This is a genomic window from Streptomyces rubiginosohelvolus (assembly GCF_014649875.1).
Lineage (GTDB): Bacteria > Actinomycetota > Actinomycetes > Streptomycetales > Streptomycetaceae > Streptomyces > Streptomyces rubiginosohelvolus.
Genome location: NZ_BMTW01000022.1, coordinates 98,364 through 120,129 on the forward strand (window position 1 = coordinate 98,364; position 21,766 = coordinate 120,129).

19 protein-coding genes and 1 pseudogene are annotated in these 21,766 nt (G+C 70.2%); 12 read left to right on the forward strand and 8 right to left on the reverse strand.

Features of this window, described 5'->3' with window-relative positions; genetic code table 11:
- Window positions 1–27 precede the first annotated feature (27 nt).
- Window positions 28–300, forward strand: a complete 273-nt coding sequence (locus tag IE134_RS32145; protein WP_189432512.1) for a hypothetical protein — start codon at window positions 28–30, stop codon at window positions 298–300.
- Window positions 301–477: 177 nt separating this feature from the next.
- Here the strand turns inward: IE134_RS32145 and IE134_RS32150 are convergent, their stop codons facing one another.
- The 7 genes from IE134_RS32150 to IE134_RS32180 form a co-directional block, all read right to left on the reverse strand.
- Entirely contained in the window at window positions 478–1,209 is a 732-nt protein-coding gene (locus IE134_RS32150) for a phosphatase PAP2 family protein (RefSeq protein ID WP_010063645.1), read from the reverse strand.
- A 333-nt stretch (window positions 1,210–1,542) separates the two neighbouring features.
- Window positions 1,543–2,538: a C40 family peptidase gene (locus IE134_RS32155; protein WP_030815596.1), complete on the reverse strand. Its 996-nt coding sequence runs from the start codon at window positions 2,536–2,538 to the stop codon at window positions 1,543–1,545.
- A gap of 151 nt (window positions 2,539–2,689) precedes the next feature.
- Complete coding sequence (locus IE134_RS32160; RefSeq protein ID WP_098019777.1) at window positions 2,690–3,274, reverse strand: hypothetical protein; 585 nt, start codon at window positions 3,272–3,274, stop codon at window positions 2,690–2,692.
- Window positions 3,271–5,589, reverse strand: coding sequence for an alpha/beta hydrolase (locus IE134_RS32165; RefSeq protein WP_189432497.1), 2,319 nt, complete (start codon window positions 5,587–5,589; stop codon window positions 3,271–3,273). Before IE134_RS32165 ends, IE134_RS32160 begins: the two co-directional genes overlap by 4 nt.
- 233 nt (window positions 5,590–5,822) lie before the next feature.
- Complete coding sequence (locus IE134_RS34560) at window positions 5,823–5,969, reverse strand: hypothetical protein (protein WP_307781758.1); 147 nt, start codon at window positions 5,967–5,969, stop codon at window positions 5,823–5,825.
- 389 nt (window positions 5,970–6,358) lie between these two features.
- Complete coding sequence (locus tag IE134_RS32175; RefSeq protein ID WP_189432499.1) at window positions 6,359–8,179, reverse strand: alpha/beta hydrolase; 1,821 nt, start codon at window positions 8,177–8,179, stop codon at window positions 6,359–6,361.
- The gene (locus tag IE134_RS32180) at window positions 8,176–8,610 is read right to left on the reverse strand and encodes a hypothetical protein (protein ID WP_030720273.1); all 435 of its coding nucleotides are present in this window, start codon (window positions 8,608–8,610) and stop codon (window positions 8,176–8,178) included. Before IE134_RS32180 ends, IE134_RS32175 begins: the two co-directional genes overlap by 4 nt.
- 354 nt (window positions 8,611–8,964) lie before the next feature.
- Between IE134_RS32180 and IE134_RS32185 the strand changes: the two genes are divergently transcribed.
- The 7 genes and pseudogenes from IE134_RS32185 to IE134_RS32215 all read left to right on the forward strand — a co-directional run bounded on the left by IE134_RS32185 (window position 8,965) and on the right by IE134_RS32215 (window position 17,106).
- Window positions 8,965–9,525 (forward strand): hypothetical protein, encoded by a 561-nt coding sequence (locus IE134_RS32185; RefSeq protein ID WP_308431992.1) that lies wholly within the window; start codon window positions 8,965–8,967, stop codon window positions 9,523–9,525.
- Window positions 9,526–9,787: 262 nt separating this feature from the next.
- Entirely contained in the window at window positions 9,788–10,096 is a 309-nt protein-coding gene (locus IE134_RS32190) for a DUF8827 family protein (RefSeq protein WP_003968086.1), read from the forward strand.
- Window positions 10,097–10,277: 181 nt separating this feature from the next.
- On the forward strand, window positions 10,278–11,147 hold the full coding sequence (locus IE134_RS32195) for a DUF8175 domain-containg protein (protein ID WP_189432502.1): 870 nt from the start codon (window positions 10,278–10,280) through the stop codon (window positions 11,145–11,147).
- A pseudogene (locus IE134_RS32200) lies at window positions 11,137–12,491 on the forward strand (hypothetical protein). Before IE134_RS32195 ends, IE134_RS32200 begins: the two are co-directional and overlap by 11 nt.
- On the forward strand, window positions 12,488–14,038 hold the full coding sequence (locus tag IE134_RS32205; RefSeq protein ID WP_010063659.1) for an SCO6880 family protein: 1,551 nt from the start codon (window positions 12,488–12,490) through the stop codon (window positions 14,036–14,038). The pseudogene IE134_RS32200 and the gene IE134_RS32205 overlap by 4 nt, the downstream one beginning before the upstream one ends.
- 67 nt (window positions 14,039–14,105) lie before the next feature.
- Window positions 14,106–15,533, forward strand: a complete 1,428-nt coding sequence (locus IE134_RS32210) for an ATP-binding protein (RefSeq protein WP_189432504.1) — start codon at window positions 14,106–14,108, stop codon at window positions 15,531–15,533.
- Window position 15,534: 1 nt separating this feature from the next.
- Window positions 15,535–17,106, forward strand: coding sequence for a type IV secretory system conjugative DNA transfer family protein (locus IE134_RS32215; RefSeq protein WP_189432514.1), 1,572 nt, complete (start codon window positions 15,535–15,537; stop codon window positions 17,104–17,106).
- Between the two features lie 83 nt (window positions 17,107–17,189).
- Here the strand turns inward: IE134_RS32215 and IE134_RS32220 are convergent, their stop codons facing one another.
- Window positions 17,190–17,750: a GNAT family N-acetyltransferase gene (locus IE134_RS32220; protein ID WP_097887607.1), complete on the reverse strand. Its 561-nt coding sequence runs from the start codon at window positions 17,748–17,750 to the stop codon at window positions 17,190–17,192.
- A gap of 201 nt (window positions 17,751–17,951) precedes the next feature.
- Here IE134_RS32220 and IE134_RS32225 point away from each other — a divergent pair, with 201 nt between their 5' ends.
- The 4 genes from IE134_RS32225 to IE134_RS32240 are packed head-to-tail and all read left to right on the forward strand — an operon-like array spanning window position 17,952 to window position 21,690.
- Window positions 17,952–18,935 (forward strand): ABC transporter ATP-binding protein, encoded by a 984-nt coding sequence (locus IE134_RS32225; RefSeq protein ID WP_189432506.1) that lies wholly within the window; start codon window positions 17,952–17,954, stop codon window positions 18,933–18,935.
- On the forward strand, window positions 18,932–19,726 hold the full coding sequence (locus tag IE134_RS32230) for an ABC transporter permease (protein ID WP_126932574.1): 795 nt from the start codon (window positions 18,932–18,934) through the stop codon (window positions 19,724–19,726). The genes IE134_RS32225 and IE134_RS32230 overlap by 4 nt, the downstream gene beginning before the upstream one ends.
- A 3-nt stretch (window positions 19,727–19,729) precedes the next feature.
- Window positions 19,730–21,028: a sensor histidine kinase gene (locus IE134_RS32235; RefSeq protein ID WP_373301892.1), complete on the forward strand. Its 1,299-nt coding sequence runs from the start codon at window positions 19,730–19,732 to the stop codon at window positions 21,026–21,028.
- Window positions 21,025–21,690, forward strand: coding sequence for a response regulator (locus tag IE134_RS32240; protein WP_098020647.1), 666 nt, complete (start codon window positions 21,025–21,027; stop codon window positions 21,688–21,690). The genes IE134_RS32235 and IE134_RS32240 overlap by 4 nt, the downstream gene beginning before the upstream one ends.
- The last annotated feature ends 76 nt before the right edge of the window (window positions 21,691–21,766 follow it).

Below are 21,766 nucleotides of genomic sequence, written 5' to 3' on the forward strand. Positions count from 1 at the left end.
GGGCGCTGCGGCCAGTACCGTGGACGGGTGCATGAGGATTCCCCCGCCGCGGCACGCACCACCGCCGCGCCGCGCACCCCCGCCCGGACCACCCGCGCCCTCACGGAATCGCTGACGGAACCGCTGTCCGCATCCCTGCCGGAGGCTCCCCCTCCGGGCCCGCCCGCCGGGCACAGCGCCACGACGATCGAACGGGGCTCGTTCTGTCTGGCCCGCTGCAGCTGCGGCTGGTCGGGACCGGCGCGCAGATCCCGGGACCGGGCCCGCACCGACGCCGCCGAACACATCGCCGCACCCTGACCCACCGCGCGGCTACGGGGTCACCGGCCCCGACCCCGTACAGCACGAACCCCCAGGCGCAAGGAGCACCTGGGGGTTCGTGGCCATCATTCGTGGCAATCAGGAGTCAGGGACCAGGGAGGGACCCGGGATCGTTCAGGCGGCCGGGTGGCGGCCCTCAAGCGGCCGGGCCGGCCGTCAGGCGGCCAGGTCCTTCTCCCCCGGGTCGCCCCGCCGGGAACCGGGCCGAGGCTCGGGGATGCCGACCGCCTCGCCGCGCTCGTCCGCGTACGCGACGGCCGCGCTCTTCGACCGGACGAACCAGCCGACGCGCGGCGAGCGGGCGACCGCCGCCATCAGCGGGGTCAGCAGCGCCATGGCGAGCGGGGCCAGCAGCAGGGTGACGGCCGTACCGAGGGCGAAGCCGCCGATCACGTCGGTCGGGTAGTGAACGCCCATGTAGATCCGGCTGAAACCGGCGAAGAGCGCGAGGCCGATCGCGTAGAGGCCGAACTTCCGGTTCGCCACGAAGATGCCGACGGCGATGCCCATGGCCAGGGTGGAGTGGTCGCTGACGAACGAGAAGTCCGTCTTGCCGTGGATCAGGACTTCGAGGCCCTCGTGGTCGTTGAAGGGGCGTGGCCGTTCGACGAAGCCGCGGATGGGGACGTTGATGAGGATCGCGATGGCGGCGGCGAGCGGCGCCCAGACGATGGCGGCGGCAGCCGTCACGGCGTCCTCGGCCGTCCCGCGCCCCCGCATGCTCCACCAGCACCACAGGCCCACCAGAACGAGGCCGACCATGATCCCGTACTCGCCGACGTACTCCATGACCCGGTCGAACCAGGTGGGAGCGGCCTTCGCGAGGCCGTTGATGTCGTAGAGCAGACTGACGTCCGGGTTCGACCCGTCGAGTTCGAGTCCAGCCATCTGCTGCGGCCCCTTGCCTTGTCTGCTTCTCTGCCGCGACGCGCGTCCTTGCGCGCCGCCCTGGTCGAACCCCCGTATCCGGTGCGATCCGTTGCCGCACTGCACCGCACAGCTTCACTGCGACGCATGGTCAGTGCGTATGGCGTTCCGTTCCCTGTCCAGGGAACGGCCCCGGCGTCGCCTGCGTTCCGTTCTCCACCGAATGATCACTATGACGTTATCGAAGAGTGACTCGTCGTCGCAGCTCAGGGCCCAGGCTTCACAGAGAGTTCCCGCCAGGGCCGACTGCCCGTCAGCACCCTTCACCACTCCCGGAGCCCGTCGAGACGTACGTCACCCCGTGGGCAGATCGGTCGGAAGGGCGGCGGCACCGTCCTTGGTGACCCGGGTCGCACCGAAGTAGTCCGGCGTATCGATCTTGTCGAACCGAATGACCGCCCCGGTGAACGGCGCATTGATCATATAGCCGCCCCCGACGTACAACCCGACGTGCCGGATGGCCCGCGAATTGGTGAGGTCGTCGGAGAAGAACACCAGATCCCCCGGAAGCAGCTCGTCCCGCGAGGGATGCGGTCCGGCGTTGTACTGGTCGTTGGCAACGCGCGGCAGCTCGATCCCGACCGTCCGGTACGCGGCCTGGGTCAGCCCGGAACAGTCGAACCGCCCCTGCTGCTCGGGCGTACCGTTGCCGCCCCACAGATAGGGCGTGCCGAGCTTCTTCTGGGCGAAGTAGATGGCCCCGGCGGCCTGCCGGGAGGGCGCGACCCGGCCGACGGGCCGGGCGAAGCTCTTCTCCAGGGAACGAATGATCTTGACGTAGTTCTGTGTCTCTTTATAAGGAGGCACGCCGCCGTACTTGATCACCGCGTACGCGCCGGCGTTGTACGCGGCGAGCATGTTGTTCGTCGGGTCGCCCGGCACCTTCTTCACGTACCCGGCGATCTCGCAGTCGTACGAAGCGGCCGAGGGGATCGCGTCGGCGGGGTCCCACACGTCCCGCTTGCCGTCGCCGTTGCCGTCGATCCCGTGCGTGGCCCAGGTGCCGGGGATGAACTGGGCGATGCCCTGCGCGGCGGCAGGGCTCTGCGCCCTCGGGTTCCAGCCGCTCTCCTGGTACAACTGCGCGGCCAGCAGGGCCGGGTTGATGGCGGGACAGAGGTTGCCCCACTTCTGCACCAGCGGCTGGAAGCGCGCGGGCACCGCCCCCTTGGCCAGCGCGACGGCACCACCGCCCCCCGACCCGGCGAGCCCGGCGGCGGCGGAGTACGTACCGACGACGAGCAGCGCCAGGAAGCACATGACCATGCCGACGCCGATGCCACCGAACACCCAGAATTTCCGCACCCCTCAACCATCCCCCATCGAGGCGCGCTTCAGAGGTGTTTTCGACGGTGTGTACGAGTCATCCGCGGCACACCACCGGCGCACCCGAAGCACACGGGGGCGCCGACGGCTCACGAGCACCAGAGCTGACGATCTCTCACCCTCCGCTGCCGGACCAGAAGTCGGACCGGACATTGGGCCGGGGCAGCGGATAGACGTCCTCGTAGGCGGGACCGTTGGGCTCGGTGGTGGGGGCGGCGACCTTCGACTCCTCCACACAGGGGCTGTCGGCTTCCAGGAAGGCCTGCCCCTTCCCCCGGAAGGAGACGCTGACACCGAATCCGCTCCTGGTGACCGCGTAGACCGCAGGGAACTTCTCGTCCTTGTTGACGGCCTTGATCCGGTAGTCGTTCTTCCGCCAGAAGGTCTCGGCGCGGTCGAGGAACGTCTGCCGGCGCTCGGGGGAGACGATGGTCATGACGGTACGCCGACGGGTGACTCCGCAGGCCCGGGTGGTGGTGGGCCCATGGGCCCACTGCACGTCGGGGTCAATGCCCTTGAGGACGGCATCGAGCATGGCGTCGGACTGCTCGGCAGCCTCCTGCATATCCATCGTCGCCCCGCTCTCCTTCCCAGCGCTCGCGCCGTCCCCCTGCTCGCTCCCGCACCCGGCCAGCGGAACCCCGAGGGCCAGGACCAGGACCACCGCGACGGGGGGCAGGGCCCGCTTCGCTCGCCTCACTTCGGTTCCTCCATCTTGAGCCGGTCGGCGTTGCCCGACACGATCAGGGCGATGCTGTCCGCGGACACCGCGTCACGTTCCGGGCTGAAGTAGTTCGAGTGCGAGTCCAGACTGATGCCGCTCCCGCTGACGAGGGGCGGCCCGTCGGCCACCGGGAAGCGCCGGGCCCCGAACGCCTTGCTCGCGGGATCCTTCCCGAACCAGAGGTCGTCATCACCCGGATCGGCGAGATCGCCGGCGACGTACGCCCCGCCGGGCCCGCCCAGGGCCAGCCCGAGCCCGCCCACCACGACCTGGGTCTTCGAGGGCAGCTTGGTCACCGGGTCGTTGGCGGCGGCCCCCACGAAGACGTGCTCGCTGCCGACGCCGAGGTCCACGGCATGGTCGACGCCGACCCCCGGACTGCCGACGAGGATGATGTCGTCGACCCCGGGAATCCCCCCGGGCCGGGCGGCGGCCGCGCCCACGGTCCGGGACCCGTAGGAGTGCCCGATGGCGGTCAGATGCGGGTCCTTGTTCTGGTTGGTGACGGAGATCCCGCCCATGAAGTCGCGGTAGGCCGCCCCGCCCTTCTCGGCCCGCCCGGTGCCCATGACGGCGAAGTAGCCCGCCGCCCCGTCCTTGTCCGGCAGCTGCGGGGCGTCGTACCCGAGCCAGACGATGGACGCCGTGGACTCGTCGTACCCCTGCGCCCCGATCGCGGTGTCGCGGGCCCGCCCGAGGTCGTTCTTGGCGAACTCCTCGTCGAGGGAGGTGTTGAGCCCCGGCACGTAGGCGGACACATGCTGCGACACGTCCGGATTCCCGAACGACACGATCGCCCGCCCGTTCCCCTCATCCCCGACCCCGATGAGATACATGGGCGGCTTCCCGTTCTCGTTCAACTGCCGCTCGATCTCGCGCAGCCCGGCCAGCTGGTCGCGGGCCTTGTCGGTGTCGACGCCCTCCAACTTGTCGATGAGCGCCGGGAGGTTGCGGCGGTTGGCGGCGTCCCGGGCGAGGACGGGGATGCCGTCGAGGCTGCCGATCCGCTCCGGGACGAGCTCGATGTACCGCTCCCGCTCCTCCGGCGAGAGCCCGTCCCACCAGGCCTTGCGCTGGGCGGGCGTGGCGTTCTGCGGGATCCGCTCACCGAGGTGCGCACGCTCGGCCTCCCGCACCTCGGCGTCGACCCGCGCTCCGGACCCGGGTATCGCCAGCCCGGCACCGACACCGCCGACGGCCTTGTTCCAGTCCCAGGCCGCGCCGATGTAGTCACCCCGCGCCCACTTCCGCTCCGCGTCGCGGGTGTCGCGCCCCCACTGATCGGCGATGCGCTGCCCGGTCTCCCCCGGCCGCAGAACGGCCCCGACGACCCCTCGGACGTCACCCCCGACCCCGTCCCCGAGAAAGCCGTCGATGAACCCGCCGCCGTGGGGGCCTGGGGGTCTACTCGCGTCGACCGGTGCGGTGAGGTCGCTTTGGGGGGAGGGGGTGGTGGCTTGGGGGGTGTTGGGGGTGTGGGCTCCGGTCGTGGTGGTGTCGCCGGTGGTGCCGGGCTGGCCGGTGGTGCCGGTGGTGCCGTTCTCGCCCCTGGTACCGGTGCTGCCGGTACCACCGGTGAGGCTGGACTCGTCCTCTCCACCACTGCCGTCGGCGGCGCCGGCCCCCGGGGGGTCATGGGGCCTGCTGCCACTCCCGTCGGCACTCCCGTCGCTGTTCCCGTCGGTGCCTCCACCGTCGGCCACGACGTCGCGCCCCGGCGCCGGGCACGAACTGCCGGTCAGTTCACAGATCGCGCTGCGGATCTCCGCGGTGAGCTGCTGCCCGGTCCCCGTGGCCATGAGCCCGCCGACGAGAGCGACGACGACCAGGACGAGGCCGAGGTACTCCAGCGCGGTCTGCCCGCCGTCGCGGCGGAGCCTCATCATCCGGGCGAAGCTGAAGAGCCGTTGCTCGGCCCGTTGCTCCAGTCCGCTGCGGAACCACCGACGGCTCTCCGGCCGGCACAGCAGCACGATGACGGCCACGGGCACGGCCAACCGCGCGAGGCCCTGCCCTTCGGCCCCGCCACTCAGCTCGGCGAGGGCACCGAGGACGGTCCAGGCCAGCACGGCGAGGAGCGCGTACCAGACGCGAACCCCGCCATGCCGGACGTACAGCGACAGCACGAAGACGGCGGCCCCGGGTAACGACGCGTAGAGCAGCAGTCCGAGGAGGTACCCGTCGACCGCGTCCACGGAGGAGGCCGTCGACAGGGCCCGGACGGCGCCCACCAGGGTGGCCACGAAGAGGACGTGAACCAGGATCAGGGCCGCCTGCAACGGCCGGGGCATCAACCGCCCGCCCGAGCCAGCTATGGCAGCGCTTACATCGACGCCAAGAGGGACCGCGCTTCTTCGTATGCCGGACAAGAGCAGTCCCCTACCTCGTGAGTGGGCGGAACGGGCGACAGGTCAGTCACTCCGCGTATGCGACCACACGGGCGGGGGGCGCGACATGGGCCCCAGGACCCAATGCAGGGCTCAAAGCCCTTGCGTGCAGGTCGAGTTGAGCCACCGTGGCCCGATCACGACCTGGTTGCCGACCAGAAGTCGGAGTGGATGTTGGGGCGGGGGATGAGCTCTGCGTCGGGGGCGAGGAACGCGGTGGCCTGGCTGGTGGAATCGGCGACCTCGGAGTGGCGGACGCAAGGGCTGTCTACGTCGAAGTGCACTTGGCCTTTGTCGGCGACGATCAGGGAAACTTGAAACCCATCCTGGGTCCTCGCGTAGATCGCGGGGACGTCTACATCATTATTGATGACTGTCATACGGTAGTCGCTCTTTCTCCAGAAACGGTCCACCACGCCAAGAAGGCTCCCCCTCCGCTGAGCGGAGACAACAGTCATGACTGTCCTCCGTCGAGTAACAGTGCAACTGCCCGTGGTCGTAGGGCCATGCACCCAATCCACACTCGGTTCGATCTCAGCGAGAACGCCGTCCAGAATCTCGTCCGCACGTTCCGCAGCCCCCTGCATGTCCATATTTCCCTCTCGCGTTCCAATACAGCCGACCAGCAACGCCCCGACGAGCACCATCAGAATTCGCGATGCGCCTCGGAAATTCACCGCGCATCTTCCGTCTTGATTTTGTGCGAACGACCTGCGGCGATCAGCGCCATATTGTCAACCGACGCCTTATCCAACTCCGGGTCAAAATACTCGGAATGCGCGTCAATCGTCGGCTTCCCTCTCCCGATCAGGGGCGGACCATCCCCCACCTCGAACCGCCTCGCCCCGAACGCTTCACTGGCAGGGTCTCTGCCGAACCAGACATCATCGTTCCGCCTGTCGACCAGGTCACCGAAGGCGTAGGCGGCCGCCGGGCCCCCGAACCCCACCCCAGCCACCCCGAGCACTGATTCAGCCTTGGATGGAAGCTTGGTCACCACGTCGTTTGCAGCAGCCCCGACAAAGACATGGTCCCGCCCTACTCCCAAGTCATCGGCACTGTCGACACCCACTCCCGGGCTTCCGACGAACACGATTTCATCGACACCGGGAATTCCCCCAGGGTGTTGCGCAGCACCGCCCACCGTCCGGGACCCGTAGGAGTGTCCGATGGCCGTCATATGAGGATCCTCATGGTCGTTAGCCGCCTTAATCCCTCCCATGAACTCATGAAATGCTCTACCGCCCTCCTCTGCCCTGCCATCCGCAGCGACAGCTAAGCTCCGGAGCCCGTCAGGTGACTGGGGCGCGTCATAACCGAGCCAGGTAATGGCAGCGGCCGGTGCTCCATGACGATTGGACGCGATTGACAGATCTCGCGCCCGCTTCAGATCCCCCTCAGCAAACTCCTTGTCCAACGCCGTATTCAACCCCGGCACATAAGCCGCCACATTCCGCGCCGTATCCGGATTCCCGTACGAAACGATCGCCCGACCGTTCCCCTGATCCCCGATCCCGAGCAGATACATCGGCGGCTCCCCCGCCTTCGGCCCCGCCCGCAGCTGCCGGTCGATCTCCCGCAGCGCCGCAAGCTTGGTCGCCGAATCGTCGTCGTCCCGCCCCTCCAGCTTCCCCATCAGCAGCTGCAGGTTGTCCCGGTTCGCCGCGTCCCGGACCAGGGCCGGAATCCCGTCCAGGTTGCCGATCCGGTCCGGGTACACCGCGAGGTACTCCTCGCGCTGTTCGTCCGTCAGGCCGGCCCACCACGCCTTCCGCTCCGCCGGACTCGCATCGTGCGGGATCGCGTCCCTCAGGTATCCGCGCGCCGCATCCCGCACCGCCGCCGCATCGGCCGCCGCGTCCGTCCACGTCGCCACCGGAACGCCCAGCCCCTCGTGTGCCTTCAGCGATCGCAGAATCCTGGTGTACCGCCAGTCCGCATCGGCCGCCGCCCGCACCGCCTGCGCCACCCGGTCCGCGATGTCCTGGGCCTTGCCCGCGTTCGGGTTGGGCGCGACGAGACCCGACGGCGGGACCATGCCCGGGTTCGGCACCCCGGACGCCGTCCCGCCGGCCAACGGCTTCCCGTCGACGAGCCCCTCGCCCGCCGCCGGATACGTCACCGAACCGTCCGCGTGCACCGTGAACCTCAACGCAGCCGCATCGTCCAGCGCCCCCTGCAACACCCGCTGCTGGGTCTTGATCTCATGGGCCAGGCTGTTCAGCGTGGTCCGCAGCAGCCCGCACTCGGTGTAGATGTACTGGAAGTTCATCCCCAGCCGCCGCAACCCCCGCACGGCCGCGTCCGGTGCCTCCCCCCTCTGCGTATCGCGCAGCCCCGGCAGGAGCTGTCCTTCGATACGGTCCCGGGCCGCGTCCGCCCGGTTGCTGACGCGCCCCCAGCCGTCCGCCGCCTGCTCCAGTTCGGCGCACTTCACCTCACGTAACACCGACCAGGTCAGGCCGGAACTCGCCCCACCGCTCCGCCCGCTCACCGCGCACCACCGACGCTCGGCGTCTTCACCCCGTCGAAGCCGCTCTTCACCGCTTCGTTGGCCTGCGTCTGACCCCGGACGACCGCCCGCATCTTCCCGCCGAGGCTCCCGCACTCCTTACGGGCGTCCTCGAACCGGCGCTCCCACGACGCCCGCACGGCACCCAGTTCCGCCAGCGCCGACAGCGCCCCGGCCCCGGCGGTCACGCCCTGGTGCGCCACGTCCAGTTCACCCTTCACCGGGCCGAGGAGCGTGACCAGCTGATCGGCCCCACCGGCGGCCCGCAACCACGGACCTCGGCTGTGCCGGAGATCCCCTCCCCCGGCCGCCCCCGCCGATCCGGCAGCACCCGCCGGTCCGGCCCACGCCCCCACCCGCTCCCGGTCACCGTCCGGCTGCCCGACCACGGTCACTCCGCCCACACCGCTCACCCCGTTCTCCGATCTCTTGATCGTGGAGCGGCACTGTGCCAAATCGGCGACACACGACATGCCGTACGTCAGCACGCGAGGGCCCAGCGCCCTCCGCACCCGGTCCCGTGATTCCCGGCCGGGCGAAGCGGGGGCCCCGTTCCCGTGGTGCCCACCCGGTTCACCCGAACGAAGGGGGAGGCGGACACGGGCGCACACACCGGCGCACGGCGGCGGTCGCCTCCACGGGAAACCGGGCGGAGGCCCTCTCCGCCGCACGGCGGAGCTCGGCGCCCCGGGCCTCGTACCGCAGAACCGCCGACTCAGGAACAGAAGCTGACGCCCCGCCACAACCCACGAACCACGATGGAACGCATGCGAACTCGAAAGGAACACCGCACCGGCTCCACCCCCGTCCCCGCACCGTCCAGCCCTCCGCCCCGGTGGGCGGTTCGCGCCGCGCACCTGATCACGCTGCTCGCGCTGCCGACCGGACTGTGGCGGCTGGCGATGGTGTGCGGGTTCCCGTCCGGTTACACCGAGGCCGGCTTCGTACCGTTCGACACCCCGGGCTCCAAGCTGTGGATGCTGACGCTGAGCGTCGCCTGCGAGCTGCTCGCGCTGCTCTCGCTCGGCCTGGTACGGCCGTGGGGAGAAACGGTGCCCCGCTGGATACCGGTCATCGGCGGCCGCCCCGTTCGCCCCTTGGCCGCCGTCGTACCGGCCGCCGCCGGGGCCCTCGCGCTGACGGCGATCTGGGCCGCCATGCCCCTGTGGTGGATGTACCCCCACGCGGACATGACCCCCACCGGCCGTCTGCTGGTCGGTGTCATCTACCAGCCGCTCGTCTTCTGGGGACCGCTCCTGGGGGCCGTCACCGTCTCCTACTACCGGCGCACCAAGGGCTCTCGAACGGCGCATACGAACACGCCGTGACCCGCGAACGCTGCGACCGCATCAGAACCCATGGCCACCGTCGTTGCTCCTGGTCACAGTGCGTGATACACAGAGTAACCAGGCATGTGCGTGAGGAGCGGACGATCCGCAGGTCAGGGCGGCCGCCCCGGTCAAACGTGCGAGATCCGGGTAAAGAGACCCGGGAAGGCGTCGTGCGAGCACGGTTTCATCAGCGAAGATAGAAGGCGACCCATGCCGGACGGCACGGGCAGCGAACTACCCAACAGGGGCGGTGACTTACATGATCCTGGCAGCAGAGAAGGGCGACATCACCACCATCATCGGCGGAATCGCTCCGGACTGGGGGCCGTTCGGGACGCTGGGCAACGAGGCGCGCATCATGATCGAGGTGGTGATGGCCATCGCCATCCTGCTCTGCCTCGGCATCGCGATCTGGGGTGCTGCGAAGCAGCGCATCGGAGCGACGGCACTGCGCGACACGTTCAGCGCGGAGCAGGGCAAGGGTCTGATCGTGGCAGGGCTGACAGGGGTCTTCATCATCGGCTCCCTGGGGACCCTGTTCACCATCGTGTACGGAATGGCCGTCTGACCCACCACCGGCCGACTCCCACCGGGCCGTCCCAGCCCGCTCCCCACCATCCGCCCGTCGCGCCCACCGGCTGAGGTTGCGTTTCCCTGATGTCGAGTCACCACACCGCGCTCAAGCGGCAACCAGCAGAGCTACCGTCGTCCTGCGCGGATCCGCACACGACCGAGGGAGCGAACGCGGCATGAGTCCCGGTGACGAGCACGACTACCGCGGCAAGGACCAGGGGGGCCGCGCGGACGACCCGTACAGCACGCTCGGCGGCACCCGTCAGACCCGTACCCGTCTCCCCGACGGCGACCCGGGCAACCCCACCGCGCGCCGCCCCGTCCGCAACTCCCGCTCCCTCGTGACGATCACCGGCATCGTCGTCCTCCTCGTCGCCGCCATCGCCTTCGCCAACCGGGGCGGTGGCAGCGACGACGACGCGTCCCCGGGCGCCAAGAGCTCCGGAGCCGCGGGAAGCGGTCCCACGGCGGCCACCGGCACCAAGCCCGTCGAGGGCAAGAACGGCACAATCCCCTCCGGCTTCGCTCGCGACGAGCAGGGGGCGCAGAGTGCGGCGGCGAACTATGCGGTGGCGTTGGGGTCGGCGGCGATGTTCAATTCCGAAACGCGTCGCGACATCGTGCAGTCCATCGCGGACAGCACTACAGCAACGAAACTCCAGTCCGGATTCGATGCCGACTACTCGCAGGGCTTCCTGGAGCAGATCGGCCTCGACACCGACGGCAGCGCCCCGACCGGCTCCACCTTTGTCAACCGCACACTCCCGGCCGGGACGAAGGTGAAGTCCTACTCATCGAGCACGGCGGAGATCGAAGTCTGGTGCTCCGGCCTGTTCGGCCTGACCGGCGAGAAGTCGACGAAGCCGGTCACCAGTGGGTGGTTCACCGTGACCATGCAGCTGAAGTGGAACGGTTCCGACTGGAAGATCCTCGAGACCAGCCAGCGGAGTGGTCCTTCTCCTGTTACCGGCGACAACCCCGTGTCCGGATCGGATGAGATCGCGGACGCGGTCAATCAGTTCGGGGGGTTCACCTATGCCCGATAGCCGTCGCCGCTGGTCGCTCGGCTTCAGCGTGGCAGCCGCGCAAGCCTCGGTACTTGTGTTCGCCACGCGGGCGGCAGCCGACCCGACTCCCACTCCGACGCCCAGTGGCAGCAGCGACCCCTGCGAATTGATCGCCGGGCCGGCTCGCGACTACTGCCAAGGGGATGACTCTCCGCGTACCCAGGACGTCCCCCCACAGACGCCCTCGACCCCCTCTCCTCCCTCGCCCAAGGCTGCGCCGACGCCGCCTCCTGGATCGTCGGCAAGCTCAGCGAGGCCGTCGACTCCACGGCCAACGTCGACTTCACCAACCCCAAGTTCCTCCAGCAGTACGCCGTCATCTTCGCGGCCTCCACCATCCTCACCCTCGTCCTCTGGCTCCTCGCCGTCGCCAAGCGCGCCATCCGCGGCGTCCCCCTCACCACCGCGATCTCCGAGGCCGTCGGCTTCCTCTGGCTCACCGTCCTCGCCTCGGCCTTCACCCCGCTGATCCTCTACACGATCGTCTCCGCCACCGACGGCGTCACCGAGATCATCGCCTCCGCCACCGGCGGCCAGACCGACGTCTTCTTCGGCTCGTTCGCCGAAGCTCTCAAGAAGGGCGAGGACATCGGCGGCGGCCCGATCATGCTGATCGTCGTCTCGCTCGTCTCGATCCTCGCCGCCGGCATCCTGTGGCTGGAGCTCGTCATCCGCGCCGCCCTGCTCTACGTCGGCGCGCTCCTCGGGATCGTCGTCTACGCCGGCCTCGTCGACAAGAACATGTGGGGTCACGTCCGCCGCTGGGCCGGCATCATGATCGCGGTGATCATGGTCAAGCCGGTCATCGTCATCGTCCTCGGCCTCGCCGGCGCACTCTCCTCGGGCGACGGCCCCGACGCCTTCTCCGCCGTCGTCTCCGGCCTCTCCATCATCCTCCTGGCCATCTTCGCCTCCGCCATGATCTACCGCTTCGTCCCCGGCTTCGGCGACGAGATCCAGGGCGCCCGCACCAACCGCAAGCAGGCCACCGACGGCTCCCAGGCCGCCGCCCTCATCAGCTCCCCGGCCGCCCTCGTCTCCCAGGGCATCAAGACCCACAGCGGCCGCAACGACCAGAACAGCGGCGGAGGCGGCGCCCGCCCCGCCAACCCGGCCAGCGGCGGCGTCGCCGCCCACAGCTCCCGCACCTCCGGCGGAAGCGGAGGCGGCGGCGGGGTCGGCGGCGGATCTGTCCCCTCCGCCGCACCCTCGCCCCGCAGCGGCTCCGCGCCCACCTCCGCAACCCCCCACAGCAGCCGCTCCCCCCGAGGCGGCGGCTTCGGCAGCACAGGTAACTCGAGCACAGGAGGTGGAGGGCGTTGACGACCCAGTCCCACACGATGACGCCCCGCCGCACGTATCTCATCGGCCGCGCCCGGCCGAACGCGATCGTCGGCAAGAACCGCGAGACCGGCGAGATCGCCCTGATCATCGTCGGCGCGTTCCTCGGCATGATGAGCGGACTCCTCGTCCCCGTCCTCTCCCTCCGCATCGTCTGCCTCGTCGGCTTCCCGATGCTGGCCCTCGCCGTCGTGTACGTCCCGTACAAGGGCCGCACCTTCTACAAGTGGTTCGAGATCAACCGCACCTTCAAGCGCTCCCTGCGCCGCGGCACCGCCTACCGCTCGGGCGCCATGGAAGCCGGCGTCAGCGCCGACGGCCGCGAGGTCGAGATCGGCCCGCCCCCCGGCATCGGCCGGATCAGCTGGCTCGCCGCCCCCTTCGGCCCCGACGAGATCGCCGTACTCCTCCACGCCGACCGGCGCACCGTCACCGCCGCCATCGAGATCGAGGGCCCCGGCGTCGGCCTCCGCGACAGCGAGGACCAGGAAGCCCTCGTCGACCGCTTCGGCACCCTCCTCAAGCACGTGGCCAACGGCGACGGCTTCGTCACCCGCCTCCAGATGCTCGCCCGCACCCTCCCCGCCGACCCCGACGCCCACGCCAAGGACGTCGCCCAGCGCGGCGACAAGGCGTCCCCGGCCTGGCTCCAGGACTCCTACGACCAGCTGCAGTCCATGGTCTCCACCTCCAGCGAGCAGCACCGCGCCTACCTCGTCGCCTGCATGCACTACAGCCGTGAACTGGCCGCCGAGGCCAACGCCATGGCCCGCGCCGCCCGCCCCCACGGCGGCCGCAAGCTCGACCGCGACGCCGGCCTCGCCGTCGTCATGGCCCGCGAGCTCACCGACATCTGCGCCCGCCTCGCCGAGGCCGACATCCGGGTCCGCCAGCCGCTCGGCCAGAGCCGCGTCGCCTCCCTCGTGCACTCCATGTACGACCCCGACCACCCCATCGACCACATCCAGGCCATGACCAAGCGCAACGCCTGGCCCGCCGAACTGGACGCGGTCGAGCCCACGTTCCTCCAGGCCAAGACCCGCGAGTCCACCACCCGCGCCCCCTGGTGCCACGCCACCGCCTGGGTGAAGGAGTGGCCGATGACCCCCGTGGGCGTCAACTTCCTCGCCCCGCTCCTCGTCCACACCCCCGACGTCATCCGCACCGTCGCCGTCTGCATGGACCTCGAACCCACCGAGGTCGCCATCGAACGCATGCTGACCGAGAAGACCAACGACGACGCCGAGGCCAGCCGCCAGGCCAAGATGAACCGCACCGTCGACCCCCGCGACATCGCCGCCCACGGCCGGCTCGACCAGCGGGGTGAAGATCTCGCCAGCGGTGCGGCCGGAGTGAACCTGGTGGGGTACATCACGGTGTCGTCCCGCTCACCCGAGGCGCTCGCCCGCGACAAGCGCACGATCCGCGCCTCGGCCGGCAAGTCGTACCTCAAGCTGGAATGGTGCGACCGCGAACACCACCGGGCCTTCGTGAACACCCTCCCGTTCGCCACCGGCATCCGCCGCTGACCCGAGCACCCGCACAGAACACCGAACCCAACCCACCCAACCCGCAGGAAGAGAGGGCAGCCACGCCATGCGAGACCCCCTGTCCGCATTGTCGGATGCCTTCACCTCCTTCCTCTTCGGCAAGGTGGAGACGACCCGCCTCCCCGTCCGTACGTCCACGGGCCAGGCCCAGGCCGTCTACCTCCCCACCGCCGCCCCCGGCCTCGGCGACTCCGGCGTGATCATCGGCCGCGAGGTCTACAGCGGCAAGGGCTACATCTACGACCCCTTCCAGCTGTACGGGCAACAGCTCCCCGCCCCCCACTGGCTGGTCCTCGGCGAGTCCGGCAACGGCAAGTCGGCCCTGGAGAAGACCTACGTCCTGCGCCAGCTCCGCTTCCGCGACCGCCAGGTCGTCGTCCTCGACGCCCAGGGCGAGGACGGCGTCGGCGAGTGGAACCTCATCGCCCAGGAGCTGGGCATAACCCCCATCCGCCTGGACCCGACCGCAGCCCTCAACGGCGGCATCCGGCTCAACCCCCTCGACCCGTCCATCACCACCACCGGTCAGCTCGCCCTGCTCCGTACGATCATCGAAGTCGCGATGGGCCACGGCCTCGACGAGCGTTCCGGCTTCGCGCTCAAGGTCGCCCACGCCTACGTCACCACGACCATCACAGACCGCCAGCCGGTCCTGATGGACATCGTCGAGCAGCTGCGCCACCCCGAGCCCGAGTCCGCCGAGGCGATGAACGTCGACATAGACGATGTACGGGCCTGGGGCCTGGACGTCGCCCTCGTCCTGGACCGCCTGGTCGACGGTGACCTGCGCGGCATGTTCGACGGCCCGACCACTGTCGGCATCGACCTCGACGCGCCCCTCATCGTCTTCGACCTCTCGCACATCGACCGCAACTCGATCGCGATGCCGATCCTGATGGCGATCGTCGGCGTCTGGTTGGAACACACCTGGATCCGGCCCGACCGCAAGAAGCGCATCTTCCTGGTCGAGGAGGCGTGGCACATCATCAACTCGCCCTTCGTCGCCCAGCTCTTCCAGCGCCTGCTGAAGTTCGGACGCCGCCTCGGCCTCTCGTTCGTCGCCGTCGTCCACCACCTCAGCGACGTGGTGGACGGAGCGGCGGCGAAGGAAGCGGCGGCCATCCTCAAGATGGCCTCCACCCGCACGATCTACGCGCAGAAGACGGACGAGGCCAGAGCGACCGGCCGGGTCATCGGCCTGCCCCGCTGGGCCGTCGAGATCATCCCGACCCTCACCCCCGGCATCGCCGTCTGGGACGTCAACGGCAACGTCCAGGTCGTCAAACACCTGATCACCGAGGCCGAACGCCCCCTGGTCTTCACCGACCGCGCCATGACCGAGGGCTCGGCCATGGACCCGGACGACCTGCTCCCCGAGGACATCCGCGCCGCCGAACTGGAGGCGGAGCAACGGGCGGCCCGGATCGAGCACCAGCAACGGACGAACGAGTCGTCAGAGTCAACGGTGGCCTGACATGGCACGCCAGGCACCACGGGGCCGGGGCAACGGCCGCGCCCATCAGGACAGTTACGACGACCGGCCCCAGGGCAGCGGCGGCGTCCCGGACGGCCTGCTGATCGGCCTCCTGGCCCTCCTCCTCGCGGCCACCCTGGTCGCCTGGACGGCCACCGGCCTGGCCGGACTGTTCGCCCACGGGGCCTGGCCGGACGGCGTGACGTTCACCGGCTCCCCGCTCGCCCTGCGCGAACTGGCCACCGCGCCCCAGGACCTCCCCGCGGCCTGGCCGGAGACCCCCGCCGCCCAGCTCTCCGGATACGGCCTGTTCTGGGGCCTGTTCATCGGCGAACTGATGGTGCTGCTGGTCCTCACGGTGTTCACGCTCGGGGTGGTGTCCCGTGGTCGTGCCGTACGGGAACGACGCCGCGAGGAACGGGCCTTCACGGCATACGAGCCACAGCTCCCCACGGACAAGCCGGCACCGACACCACCCCAAGAACAAGCACAGCCCCAAGAACAAGCACAGCCACAGGAACAGGCACAGGCACAGGCACAGGCAGCACCCCCAACACACCCCATCACCCCACCCCCCGCCGAGGAGACGCCCCCTCCCCCCGAAACGGGCACCGCGCTGCTCCCCTCCCCCCGCACCCCCCTCCTCGTCTACGCCCCCGCCCCCGCCCGGCGCCCCACCGTCGTCCAGGCGATCCACGACGCCGAAGGCCCCGCCCTGGTCGTCACATCGGACCCCACGGTCTGGGCCGAGACGAAGGACGCCCGGGCCAAGCTCGGCCCGGTCCTCGTCTACGACCCGGGCCACCTCTGCGACACCCCCGCCCGCCTCCACTGGTCGCCCACCGCAGGCTGCGAGCACCCCGACACCGCCGCCGCACGGTCCGCCGCCCTGCTCGCACCGGTCCGCCCGCAGGCCAGGATCGACGCGGCGGTGGCCGACACGGCGCAGACGCTCCTCCAGTGCTGGCTGCACGCCGCGGCGGTGGACGGCCGCCCGTTCCGCCAGGTGGCCCGCTGGGCCTCGGGGTCCGCCGCCCACGAACCGGTACGCCTTCTCCGTACGCACCCCAAGGCCGCTTCCGGACTCGCCGGGCTCCTGGAGTCCGCGCTCACGGCCTATCCGGAACGGCGCGAGATGGCCCAGGAGTTGACCGTACGGGCCTTCTCGGCGCTCTCCTCGGTGCACATCCGCGAGGCCTGCACGCCCAACCGATCGGATGCGGCCGCGCTGGAATCTTTTGCCCGCGAGGGGGGAACGCTCTACCTGGTGGGCGAACCCATCGAGGATCCCCGCTCACGCCCGGGCGCGATGCCCCTCCTCACCGCGCTCGCCGCAGACGTGGTCGAGCACGGCCGCCGCATGGCCGCACGGTCAACCGACGGTCGGCTCGACCCACCAATGACGCTCGTCCTGGACGACGTCGCGGCCGTGGCGCCGTTCCCCCAGCTCCCGGAGCTGCTGGCGACCGGCGAGTCCCGGGGCATGCCCGCCCTGGTGCTGCTCCGCTCCCAGGAACAGGGCCGAGCCCGCTGGCGGGAAACCCTGCACACACCGGCCCCAGGCATCGGCTAGCAGGACGAGCGGGCAGGCCGAGAACAGACAAACAAGCCAACCAGCCGACCAGCCGACCAGCCGAGCAGTCGACCAGGGCCTCCCTACCCCTCCCGCCCGAGGACGTACTCCAGCTCCTGCTCACCCCGGTCGCCCGGCGCCGGAATCCGCTGGCCGGAGGGCACGAAGCCGAACTTCCGGTAGAACGCGGCGGCCCTCGGATTCTTCTCGTGCACGTAGAGGCGCACCCGCTCCATCCGGGGCGCGGACAGCGACCACGCCCACGCGACGGCCTCGCGGAACAACGCCTCGGTCACCCCGGTCCCCCGCACCTCGGGCCGGACGAACACACCGACCAGGTGCGCCTGGTCCACCGGCGATGCCTCCCCGAAGCGCACCTCGTCGTCCGGGCTCTCGACGAGTACGGTGACCGACCCCACCCACTCCCCGTCGGGCGACTCCGCGACGAACTGACGGACCCGGCCGGGTCCGTCCTCGGCGGCATCGGCGGCACGCTGCTGCCAGAACACATCCGGCTTCGCCTCAGCGTCCTCGTACGACTCCAGGAACGCCACAGGGGCCGCCGGATCCCGCAGAGCGTCCAGCCGCAACTGCCTGACCTGCGGCCATTCGTCGGCCCGCACCACGCGCATCACATAGTCCATACCGCGATCCTCGCCCCCACCCGCCCCACGTTCAACCGAGTACTCACCACACCGGCACTCTCCACCCGCCAACCCGCCACCCCGCAACGGACAAACGCGCTGCCACCCCTCACACCCCGTCGTACCCCGGTACTACGCCCGCCTCCACGTCCCGCCCCCGGGCGGACGACCGGCCGCCGCCGGCTCCGTAGCGTCGACCGCATGATCACGGCACACGGACTCACCAAGCGGTACGGCGACAGAACCGTCGTCCAGGACCTCGACTTCACCGTCCGCCCCGGCACGGTCACCGGCTTCCTCGGCCCCAACGGCGCGGGCAAGTCCACGACGATGCGCATGCTCCTCGGCCTCGACACCCCGACGCAGGGCCGCTCGACCGTCAACGGGCGCTCCTACGCCACCCACCCCGCGCCCCTCACCCAGGTCGGCGCCCTGCTGGAGGCCCGGTCCGTCCACCCCGGCCGGTCCGCCTTCAACCACCTGATGGCCCTCGCCCACACCCACGGCATCCCCCGCCGCCGCGTCGAGGAGGTCATCGACCTCGCCGGGCTGACGGACGCCGCCCACCGCCGGGTGAAGGGCTACTCCCTCGGCATGGGCCAACGGCTCGGCGTCGCCGCCGCTTTCCTCGGCGACCCCGCGACCGTCATCCTGGACGAACCGGTCAACGGCCTGGACCCCGAAGGCGTCCTGTGGATCCGTACCCTCCTGACCTCCCTCGCCGCCGAAGGCCGTACGGTCCTCGTCTCCTCCCACCTGATGAGCGAGATGGCCCTCACCGCCGACCACCTGATCGTCATCGGCCGCGGCAGACTCCTCGCCGACACCACGGTGGCCGAGCTGATCCGGTCGGCAGGCGGAGCATCCGTCAGAGTCGTCACCCCGCAACCGGAAGCACTGAAAGCCCACCTCACGGCCCCGGACGTGACCTTCACAGTCACCCCCACCCCCACCCCCACCTCCGCTCCCGAAGCCCACGAACTCCGGATCCGAGGAGTGGACGCGGCGCACATCGGACGCGTGGCCGCCACGCACGCGATCACGCTGCACGAACTCACGCCGCAGACCGTGTCGCTGGAGCAGGCGTTCATGGACCTCACGCAGGAATCGGTCAACCACCGCCCGCACCGACAGCACGAGCCGACAGCACCAGCCACCGGAGCAGACATCGGAGCAGCAGCATGACCACCACCCACCCCGCCGCATCGCCGCCGTACCGCATCACCCCGCCCCGCATCCTGCGCGCGGAGTGGCACAAGCTCCGTTCCCTGCGCTCCACCTGGGTCACCGTCATCTCGGCGGTCGTCATGGTGCTCGGCGTCGGCCTGATCATGGGCGCGACCTACACCTCCGGCGGCGGGGACTCCGACGTCGACACGGTCGTCCTGTCGTTGTACGGCAGCATGCTCGCCCAGATCTTCCTGGTCGTCCTGGGCATCCTCATGACCGCCGGCGAGTACGCGACCGGCATGATCCGCTCCTCGCTCACCGCCGTACCCACCCGGCTCCCCGTCCTGTGGGCCAAGGCCGTGGTCTTCGCCGCCACCGTCTTCACGGTCATGCTCGCGACGTCGGTGGTCACGTTCGCCGCGGCCCAGGCCCTTCTCCACGACACCGACCAGGCCGCCTCGTTCACCGACCCGGGCATCCTGCGCGCCCTGCTGGGCAACGCCGCAGCACTCACCTTGATGGGCCTGCTCGCCCTCGGCCTCGGCGCACTGCTGCGCTCGGTGCCGGGCGCGATCGGGGCGTTCATCGGCGGGGTGATGATCCTGCCGGAGATCCTCGGCATGCTCCCGTACGACGCCGTCGAGCGCGCCATCATGTACTTTCCCACCCAGGCCGCCGGCGCCCTCGGCTCCGCCACCCCCATCCCGGGCACCGTCTCCCCCGGCCCCGCCCTGTTTGCCCTGTCCCTGTGGGCGGGTACGACACTGGCCGCGGCAGCACTGGCACTCAAGCGCCGCGACGTCTGACCCATGAGGAGCGACCAGGTGAGCACCCCACCGAGGGACCTCGACCGGGACCGGGACACCGAGGGCACGGTTCCTCCCCTCACCCGGATCATCCGCGACGCCCTGGACCGGCTCCGCGCCTTCGACCGGCGCCGGCCACGGGTCTGGGACGCGGCGGTGACCGGGTTCTGGACCGTGGCAGCGGTACTCGACTACACCTCCGGCGGCTGGCGGCACACCGCCCACGAGGACGTGACGGCCCCCGAGTTCGTGGTGCTCCTGATGAGCCTCGGGTTCTCGCTGCCGCTGCTGTGGCGGCGCACGCACCCCCTGGCCGTAGTCCTGCTCATGACACCGATATCCCTCGTCAACGTCTGGACGGGGGCCGTGGTTCAGGCCTCCCTCCTCCAGCTGATCCCGGTCTTCCAGATCGTGCTGCGCTCCTCGTTCCGTACGGTCGGGGCAGCGGCTCTGCTCTTCGTCGTCCCGGTCCTGTCCGGCGGCTTCCGCATCCCCTCCGGCTGGGGTCAGGAAGTGGTCTCGTACGTCTGGGGCCTGGTCTTCGTCGTGCTGCTGGGGATCGCGGTACGTACACGGCGCGAGTACACCGAGGCCCTGGTCGAGCGCGCCCACCGACTGGAACACGAACGCGACCAGCAGGCCCGGCTCGCGGCCGCCGCCGAACGCACCCGTATCGCACGGGAGATGCACGACATCATCGGCCACAACCTGTCCGTCATCACGGGCCTCGCGGACGGCGGGGCGTACGCGGCCCGGAAGAACCCGGAACGCGCGGGCCAGGCCCTGGAAGCCATCGGCACGACCAGCAGGCAGGCCCTGTCCGAACTCCGCCGTCTCCTGGGCGTCCTGCGCGACGACCACCCCGACGCCGAACGCGCCCCTCAGCCGACGCTCGACGAACTGACCCCCCTCATCGAACGCGTACGCAGGGCGGGCCTGCCCGTCGACCTGGAGCTGAACGGCGAAGGCACCGCGCGCTCCCTCACCCCGGGCCGCCAACTCACCGTGTACCGGGTGATCCAGGAGGCCCTGACCAACACCCTCAAGCACGCCACCGGCCCCACGTCCGCGACGGTCACCCTCACCTACTCACCAACGCACCTGGACGCCCGCATCACCGATACGGGCACCGGAGCCGGCAGAACCGCGGAAACAGAGGAAGCACCCCTGGCGGCCCAGGGCATCATGGGCATGAGGGAACGCGCTGCCCTGTACGACGGCACTCTCGAAGCGGGCCCGATACCGGAACACACCGGATGGCAGGTACAGCTCCGCCTTCCCCTGGAGGACACGCACCAGTGACGACCGTACTGATCGCCGACGACCAGCCGATGCAGCGCTTCGGGTTCCGCATGCTGCTGGAGAGCCAGGACGACATGACGGTGGTCGGCGAGGCGGGCAACGGCACCGAGGCCGTCCACCTGGTCGCCCGCCACCACCCGGACGTCGTGCTGATGGACATCCGCATGCCGGGCCTCGACGGCATCGAGGCGACCCGCCGCATCATCGCGTCGGGCGCCCGCACCCGCATCCTGATCGTCACGACGTTCGACCTCGACGAGTACGCGTACGACGGCCTGCGCGCCGGCGCCAGCGGCTTCCTGGTGAAGGACGCCCTGCCCGAGGAACTCCTCGCCGGCATCCGCGCCGTGGCCGCCGGCGACGCGGTGGTCGCCCCGACGCTGACCCGCCGGCTCCTCGACGCGTACGTCCACCATCTCCCCGTCGTCCCCGGCGCCCGGGCCGTCTCGGACCCGCGCATCATCGCCCTGACGGAACGGGAACGCGAGATCCTCACGGTGATAGGGCAGGGCTGGTCCAACACCGAGATCGCCGCCCGCCTCCACCTCGCCGAGTCCACCGTGAAGACGCACGTGACCCGCATCCTCGCGAAGACCGGAGCAAGGGACCGCGTCCAGGCAGTCATCCTGGCCTACGACACCCGCCTGGTCACCCCGATGTAGAACGCAGAAAAGCCCCGCACCAGAAGGTGCGGGGCTTTCCCACAAAGATTGTTCGGCGGCGTCCTACTCTCCCACA